10 protein-coding genes are annotated in these 8,264 nt (G+C 27.8%); 5 read left to right on the top strand and 5 right to left on the bottom strand.

Going from position 1 to position 8,264, the window contains the following annotated elements:
• The 5 genes from jag to rpmH all read right to left on the bottom strand — a co-directional run.
• On the bottom strand, positions 1–519 hold a 519-nt coding region (jag, locus tag SA378_RS01605; protein ID WP_318524245.1), incomplete at its 3' end, for an RNA-binding cell elongation regulator Jag/EloR.
• On the bottom strand, positions 520–1,404 hold the full coding sequence (locus SA378_RS01600; RefSeq protein ID WP_318524244.1) for a YidC/Oxa1 family membrane protein insertase: 885 nt from the start codon (positions 1,402–1,404) through the stop codon (positions 520–522).
• A 15-nt stretch (positions 1,405–1,419) separates the two neighbouring features.
• Complete coding sequence (gene yidD / locus SA378_RS01595) at positions 1,420–1,629, bottom strand: membrane protein insertion efficiency factor YidD (RefSeq protein WP_318524246.1); 210 nt, start codon at positions 1,627–1,629, stop codon at positions 1,420–1,422.
• A gap of 1 nt (position 1,630) precedes the next feature.
• Complete coding sequence (gene rnpA, locus SA378_RS01590) at positions 1,631–1,963, bottom strand: ribonuclease P protein component (protein ID WP_318524243.1); 333 nt, start codon at positions 1,961–1,963, stop codon at positions 1,631–1,633.
• A gap of 48 nt (positions 1,964–2,011) precedes the next feature.
• Positions 2,012–2,146, bottom strand: coding sequence for a 50S ribosomal protein L34 (rpmH, locus tag SA378_RS01585; RefSeq protein ID WP_019228796.1), 135 nt, complete (start codon positions 2,144–2,146; stop codon positions 2,012–2,014).
• Between the two features lie 401 nt (positions 2,147–2,547).
• Here rpmH and dnaA point away from each other — a divergent pair, with 401 nt between their 5' ends.
• The 5 genes from dnaA to SA378_RS01560 form a co-directional block, all read left to right on the top strand.
• Positions 2,548–3,885 (top strand): chromosomal replication initiator protein DnaA, encoded by a 1,338-nt coding sequence (gene dnaA, locus SA378_RS01580; protein ID WP_318524242.1) that lies wholly within the window; start codon positions 2,548–2,550, stop codon positions 3,883–3,885.
• 234 nt (positions 3,886–4,119) lie between these two features.
• A complete protein-coding gene (dnaN, locus tag SA378_RS01575; protein WP_318524241.1) occupies positions 4,120–5,220 on the top strand; it encodes a DNA polymerase III subunit beta in 1,101 nt (366 codons plus the stop codon).
• Between the two features lie 150 nt (positions 5,221–5,370).
• Positions 5,371–5,589, top strand: a complete 219-nt coding sequence (locus tag SA378_RS01570) for an RNA-binding S4 domain-containing protein (RefSeq protein ID WP_318524240.1) — start codon at positions 5,371–5,373, stop codon at positions 5,587–5,589.
• Entirely contained in the window at positions 5,586–6,707 is a 1,122-nt protein-coding gene (gene recF, locus SA378_RS01565) for a DNA replication/repair protein RecF (RefSeq protein ID WP_318524239.1), read from the top strand. The genes SA378_RS01570 and recF overlap by 4 nt, the downstream gene beginning before the upstream one ends.
• Positions 6,708–6,721: 14 nt before the next feature.
• Positions 6,722–8,264 (top strand): DNA gyrase subunit B (locus tag SA378_RS01560; RefSeq protein ID WP_318524238.1); only part of this gene is annotated, 1,543 nt, incomplete at its 3' end.

Here is an 8,264-nt window from a genome sequence, read left to right as displayed (position 1 = left end):
ATTCATTGGCTCAAGTCTTACTTTGTGCTTATAGTACCTACACTTTTCCGCCATTTTTTCTGCTAGTTTCTTTAAAGTTTCTTCTCGTTTTGTTCTGTAGTCTTCTACGTTAAATATAACTCTTACATAATTATTTCTGCGTTTATTTACAATCAAATTTAAAAGAAATTGAATTTCATCTAAATTTTTTCCTCTTTTTCCTATTATTATACCTTTGTCGTCTTCTCCAATTTTAACTATATCAACTTTTAAAATATTGTCGGAAAAATCTACTTTATAATCAGCTTCAATATCCATTTTCTTAAGCAAAATATCCAAAAATTTCTTTGTTCTTTCTTCCGGACCATTGGTAACCGAAACTTTTACTTTTGCATCTTTGCTTCCTATCAAGCCAAAAAAACCTTTTGACGGCTCATTAATAATTTCAATTTCGACTTCTTCTTTTTCAGCACGAAGTTCTTCTAATGCTGCAATTATTGCTTCATCAACAGTAAATTTTTCTATAGTTATACTTTTCATCTATTTTAATTCCTCCTTTGGATTTTTGGACGAATTCATAACAATATATTGTTGTATTAACTGAAATATATTAGAAACTACCCAGTATAAACCTAATCCTGCAGGAAACTGTATTGACATTACAAATATCATAATAGGCATAATCGTGTTCATTGATTTTTGAGTTGCCATTGCTTGTTCATTTCCTACCATCTGGTTAGACGATGTCATTTTAGTTGTCAAATATGTTGTAAGTCCTGTTATTATGGCAAGTATAGGAATTGCTGCTCCTAAAAACAGAAAAGACGTTCCAATAGATAAACCGTTTACCATAACTTTAGTTGCATTAATTTTAGCAATTATATCTGTTAATGGGAAAGTACCACCTAAACTAAATTCTTGTATTAATTCTTTTGTTAATAATACCCAATTGTTATCTTTAAAGAACCAAATTGTGTTTTCTGCAAATCCTAAATCTTTAATCCATAAAAAAGATTTATTAATTGTATCGAAAAAAGCCTGATCTTGGAAAATATATTTAACAGGTTGCTGTATAACATAAAAGAATGATATAAGAATAGGAAATTGTATTAACATCGGCAAACATCCTGCAAAAGGGCTGTAATTTGTTTCTTTATACAGCTCCATTTGTTTTCTTTGCAATGTTTGCGGATCTTTTCCATATTTTTCTTGAAGTTCTTTTATTTGTGGATTTAATTCCTGCATCATTTTCATAGACTTTGTCTGCTTCAATGTCAATGGTAAAACTATCAACTTGAAAATTATTGTTGATAAAATAATTGATATCGCGTAAGCAGAAAGATATTTAGTATCTAAAATAGATACCATATTATATAACAATTTAACAAGCATACCCATCGGTTTTGCTATAAAATCTAAATTCATTTCTTATCCTCCGTATTATTTCAAAGGATCATACCCTCCGGGATGGAAAGGATGACATCTTAGTATTCTGCGTATACCTAAGTATGAGCCTTTTATGAAACCGTATTTTTGTAATGCTTCAACAAAATATTGTGAACACGTAGGGTAAAACCGACAATGTCTTACACCACTGCTTGAAGAAAATTTTTGGTATATGCGTATAATAAAAATTAACAATTTACTTATTTTAATCACCCTTATATAAGTTTTTTCTTTTAATTAATTTCATATATGATTTTTCCAGACTTTTGTAATCTGATTCTGTTGCATTAACTTTGGCCATAAAAATAAGATCATAACTTTCTTTTAAATTATACTCATTTAATCTAACTATTTCCTTGAGTCTTCTTCTAATTATATTTCTTGAAACTGCTTTTTTTATTTTTTTTGCAGCAGTAAATCCAAATCTGTTATAACCATAATTGTTCTTTTTTATAAACAAAACAAGATTATAATCAGAAATTGAATTTTTACAATCATAAACAGACTTATACTCTTTGTTATTTTTTATTATTATCATTTTATTTCCTTACATTCCAAAATGGAATAAAAGGCCACATATGCGGCCTTATGCTGACAATTTTTTTCTACCTTTTGCCCTTCTTCTCTTCAAAACATTTCTTCCGGATTTTGTGCTCATTCTCTTAATAAATCCATGTTCGCTGCTTCTTTGTCTTCTTTTTGGTTGATAAGTTCTTTTCATTAGAAACACCTCCTTGTATAACAGATATCTATATAAATATCTTATATTTTCATATTTTTAGATTATAATATTTTAAAATATTTATGTCAACATATAAAAATATTATAGCTACTGTAATATACTACATTTTTCAGAATATTGCAATTATTTTTTGAAATAATTAAAATTAAATTGAAATTGTGGATAAAAAATGATAGTATGGTATGTATCTGTGGATAACTTTTCAAAAGTGGTATTAACTATGGACAACTTGTTCGCAGATTATAAAAAATACTGATTATTCAATTTTATCAATTGTTTACATTTTTTATAAACAATTGTGTACATCATAAAATTTAACATAAATTTTAAACTATAATCAACAAAATGTTAATTTTTTTATCAACATCTGGAGGAATAATATGAACTTTGAAGAACTTTGGAACGAAGTCCTGGAAATAGTTAAGGAAGATACAAATCAAGTAAGTTTTAACACTTGGTTTAAACCCCTTAAGATAGTAGCTTATAAAAATAACACCATCTATTTAGAAACAGCAGACGAATTTTTGAAAAATACTTTAAAAAAGAGACATTATAATTTTCTTAAAAATGCATTTACTTATGTATTAAAAAAAGAAACTGAATTAATATTTACTGTTTCCGGAGAAAGTATAGATAAAGATGATTTAAAAAAGAATATTTCTAACGGTTCATCTGAAGAAACTGATGCAATTAATACTGACCGAAAATTAAATCCAAAATATAGGTTTGACAACTTTGTTATAGGAAACAGCAATAGATTTGCCCATGCCGCTTCGCTGGCTGTTGCAGAAGCTCCGTCAACTGCTTATAATCCATTATTTTTATATGGAGGCGTAGGTCTTGGAAAAACACATTTAATGCACGCCATTGGTCATTACATTCTTGACAATAATCCTGATGCATACGTGTTGTATGTAACTTCTGAAAAATTCACAAATGACTTGATTAATTCTATTAAAGACGGAAAAAATGAAGAATTCAGAAACACTTATAGGAAAGCAGATGTACTTTTAGTGGATGATATTCAGTTTATTGCCGGAAAAGAAAGTACACAAGAAGAATTTTTTCATACATTTAATGCTTTACATGAGGCAAACAAACAAATTATTGTTTCAAGCGACAATCCTCCAAGCGAAATTCCAACGCTGGAAGACAGGCTAAGATCCCGTTTTGAATGGGGGTTAATAGCAGACATACAGCCACCTGATTATGAAACTCGTATTGCAATCTTAAGAAAAAAAGCAGAAGCTGAAAATTACAATGTACCTGATGAAGTAATAACATATATAGCTCAACATATACAATCAAATATCAGAAAACTTGAAGGTGCTTTAATTCGTATATATGCTTATGCTTCTCTTACTAACAAAAAGGAAGTTTCTCTTGAACTGGCACAAGAAGCGTTAAAACATTTGATATCGAATAATAAAAAAATTACTATTACAGATATAAAAGAAGTAGTAGCTAACTACTACAATATTTCTCTTGAAGATCTTATTTCAAAAAAGAAAACTAAAAATATTGCATATCCAAGACAAATTGCCATGTACATTGCCAGAAATCTTACTGATTATTCTCTTCCAAAATTAGGAGAAGAATTTGGAGACAGGGATCATTCAACAGTCCTTCATGCATGTAACAAAGTTATGGATGATATGGAAAACAGTCAGGAAGTTAAGAAAAATATTGAAGATTTAATTTCGATGCTAAATAATTAAAAATATGTTAATAAACTGTTTAAAGCTGTTTATAAATTATTTTTTTTAATTCTGTTACTTTTTTAAAAAAATAATTCATCCACAGATATAATTTTAAAAATCATTTAAAAATCAGTGTTATTTATAGTTTTAAACAAATTAACAACCCTACTAATATTACTAATAATTATTTTATATATTTCTATTAGAATTTTTCAATTTTAATTATTAACAATAATTTTAAAGGAGCACAAAATGAAAATACAAATAAACCAAAATGAATTGAATAAAAGCATTAATATTGTACAAAAAGCTGTTTCATTAAGAACACCTCTTCCAATTTTATCTGGCATACTCATAGAAGCCAAAGATAACATGCTTATAATGACTGCAACAGATTTAGATTTAGGAATAAAAACATATGCTACATGTCACATTGAAGAAGAAGGTTCAATAGTAGTTCAATCCAGATTAATTGGAGATTTTGTAAGAAAACTTCCTTCTAATTCCTTTGTAAATATTGAAACCATGGAAAATAACAAAATAGAAATTAAGTGCATAAATTCTGAAATAAACATACTTGGAAATTCTGCAGCTGAATATCCTGACAACACTTTTGACAATAAAGGAATTTCTTTCAATATTAAATCAGAATCTCTAAAAAATTTAATTAAATATACTTACTTTGCAGCTGCACAAGAAAATTTAAAACCAATATTTACAGGCTGCTTAATAGAAATAAAAGATAATTTATGTACTTTTGTAGCTTTGGACGGATATAGAATGGCATTAAAAAAAGAAAAAATTGAATATGATGGAGAAGTATCAGTAGTAGTTCCAGCAAAAACATTGCTGGAAATATTAAGAATATTAGAAGAAAACAAAGGAAATACTGAAATAGTAATATCTGACAGCCATATTTCATTTAAAATAGAAAGTACAATTATAACATCCAATTTACTTGATGGAAAATTCATTGATTTTGAAGGAATATTAAAAGATAACTATATTACGGTCGTAAAAACTGAAACGACAAAAATAAGGGAAAGTGTTGAAAGAGCTTCTTTGCTAGCCAAAGATGATAAAAATAATTTAATTATTTTAGATATAAAAGAAAACAATATGCAAATAAACTCTGCTTCTGAATATGGAAATGTTGAAGAAAATATATTTGTGGAAAAAAATGGAGAAGATATTAAGATTGGGTTTAATTCTAAATATTTGTTGGATTTCTTAAAGGTAATTGAAAATGATAAAATTACGTTAAATTTAATTGGTAAAAATAATCCTTGTTTTATAACACAAGAAAAAAAGGATGATTATATATACATGGTATTGCCAGTTAGAATAAGTTAGCAGACGACCCAAATTTTCGGTTTTTAAAATTTGGTGTTGGTCGCTAATCCTGAGCGAAGCGAAGGATCTTATTGATAAAAGATGAGATTCTTCACTGCGTTCAGAGCGTTCAGAATGTAATATGTATGATATAATATAAAGGAGTTCAAAATGGAAAAAATATATATCAGCACAGAATTTATAAAGCTTGATCAATTGTTAAAGTTTGTTAATGCTGTAGAAGGCGGAGGAATGGCAAAAAATGTTATTTTAGATGGCCTTGTAAAAGTTAACGGTGAGGTCGCTTTTCAAAGAGGAAAAAAACTCAGAGAAGGAGATATTGTAGAATTTAATAATGAAAATTATATCATTTCAAAAGAGGAAAAATGATAGTAAATAAATTAAAAATAAAAAATTTTAGAAATTTTAAAGAAGAGACAATTGATTTGAACAATTCCTTGAATATTTTTATTGGTGATAACGGACAAGGAAAAACAAATCTTATGGAATCTATTTATCTTTCTTCTATAGGTAGAACTTTTAGATTAAACAGTGAAAATGAGTTGATTAATTTTAAAGAAAATAAAAGTTGTATTGAAATTTCTATGGTTAAAAATAATTATAATATAAAAATTGAACTATTTTTGGAAAAAGGTAAAAGAAAACAAGTATTGGTAAATGGAATAAAACTAGATAAAACAGCAGAAATGATAGGCATTTTAAACAACGTTATTTTTACTCCTGATGATATGAAAATCATTAAAGGAAGTCCTATTGAAAGAAGAAAATTTGTCAATATAGATATTTCACAAATAAAGCCAAAATACAAATATTTGCTCAATAGATATAAAAAAATTATTACTGAAAGAAATATTATTTTAAAAAATTACTATACAAAAGCTGAAAATAAGGATATCATAAATATTTGGAATGATTATTTAATTAATACTGGTTTTGAAATTATACTTTTTAGGAATGATTATATCAATAAATTAAAAAAATATTCTGTTGATATTTATAAAGATATATCTGGAAATAAAGAAAAATTGGACTTAAGTTATTGCTGTAATATAGGTAGTTTGGATAATAAGGACAATGACAGAATAAAAAAAATGTTTAATGAAAAAATTAGTATGAATTTTAAACAAGAAGTTCTAAGAGGTACAACATTGTATGGTCCTCATAAGGATGACATTATAATTAAGATTGACGGAAAAGAATGTAAATATTTTGGTTCACAGGGACAGCAGCGTTCTGCAATTCTTTCTTTAAAGTTGGCAGAAATAGAAATTATAAAAGAAGAAATTGGAGAATATCCAATTTTATTATTAGATGATGTAATGTCTGAACTTGATAATAAAAGAAAAGGTTATTTGATAAATTATATAAAGGGAATTCAAACTGTTATTACTACGACAGATGATTATGATTTAAATGTATTGACTAAAAATTATAATAAAAATATTTTTTATATAGACAAAGGAAAAATTAGCAATATTACAAATTAGAGGAGTTTAAATAAATGGCAGATAAAATTAATATTCATTATGGTGCGGATCAGATTCAAGTACTGGAAGGTTTGGAACCAGTAAGAAAAAGACCTGGCATGTATATTGGCTCTACCGGAGAGAGAGGATTACATCAATTAGTTTATGAAGTTGTTGATAATAGTATAGATGAGGCATTGGCTGGATACTGTGATACTATAAAGGTTATTATTAACGAAGATAATTCAGTGGTTGTTGTAGACAATGGTAGGGGTATTCCTATTGAAAAAAATAAAAAGACTGGAAAATCAACATTAGAAACAGTTTTGACAGTTCTTCATGCAGGCGGAAAATTCGATAATGATGCTTATAAAGTTTCAGGGGGACTTCACGGTGTTGGAGTTTCTTGTGTAAATGCTCTTTCAGATTATTTAATTGCTGAAGTAAACTGGAATGGGAAAAGATACAGACAAAGATTTGAAAGAGGTATTTCAAAAACAGAAGTTGAATTTATTGGAAATACTGAAGATACAGGAACTACCATCACTTTTTTGCCTGATTCATCAATATTTGAAACAATTCAATTTAATTATACCATATTGAAGCATCGTATGCGAGAACTTGCATTTTTAAACAAGGGTATAAAAATTTCTCTGGAAGATAAAAGAGATGGTATAAAAGATGAATTTCATTTTGAAGGTGGTATAAAGCAATTTGTACAATATTTAAACAGTAAAAAAGAGCCACTTCATGAAGATATAATTTATACTGAAGGAAAGAAAGATAAAGTAGTTGTTGAAATTTCAATGCAGTATACTGATTCCTACAATGAAAATATATTTTCCTTTGTCAATAATATTAACACTATAGAAGGTGGAAGCCATTTAGTTGGTTTTAAAACAGCCCTTACTCGTGTTATCAATGATTATGCAAAAAAATACAATATCTTAAAAGAAAATGATGTGGCGATTACAGGTGAAGATATTAGAGAAGGAATAACAGCAATTCTTTCTATTAAAATTCCAAATCCTCAATTTGAAGGTCAAACAAAGACAAAATTGGGAAACAGTGAAGTTAGAGGAATTGTAGACAATATAACAGGTGAAGCTTTAAGCGGTTATTGCGAAGAAAATCCTAAAACAGCAAAAGCAATAGTAGAAAAATCTTTAAGATCAGCAAGAGCAAGAGATGCAGCAAGAAAAGCAAGAGATTTAGTCAGAAGAAAAGGTGCGCTTGAAGGTATGGCTCTTCCTGGAAAATTAGCTGACTGTTCAGAAAAGGATCCAAAATTATGTGAAATTTGTATAGTTGAAGGTAATTCTGCAGGAGGTAGCGCAAAAGAAGGAAGAGACAGAAGGACACAAGCTATTTTACCTCTTCGTGGAAAAATATTAAATGTTGAAAAATCAAGAATAGACAGAATATTGAATTCAGAAGAAATAAAAAATATGATAACTGCTTTTGGATGCGGAATCGGAGAGGATTTTGACATTTCAAAATTGAGATACCACAAAATAATTATATTAACAGATGCGGATGTTGATGGAGCTCATATTCGTACATTGCTTTTGACATTTT

The sequence above is a fragment of the Sedimentibacter sp. genome, from assembly GCF_033447055.1.
GTDB lineage: Bacteria > Bacillota > Clostridia > Tissierellales > Sedimentibacteraceae > Sedimentibacter.
Note: the sequence above shows the minus strand (reverse complement) of the source record. Positions and strands in the feature narration are given on the sequence as shown.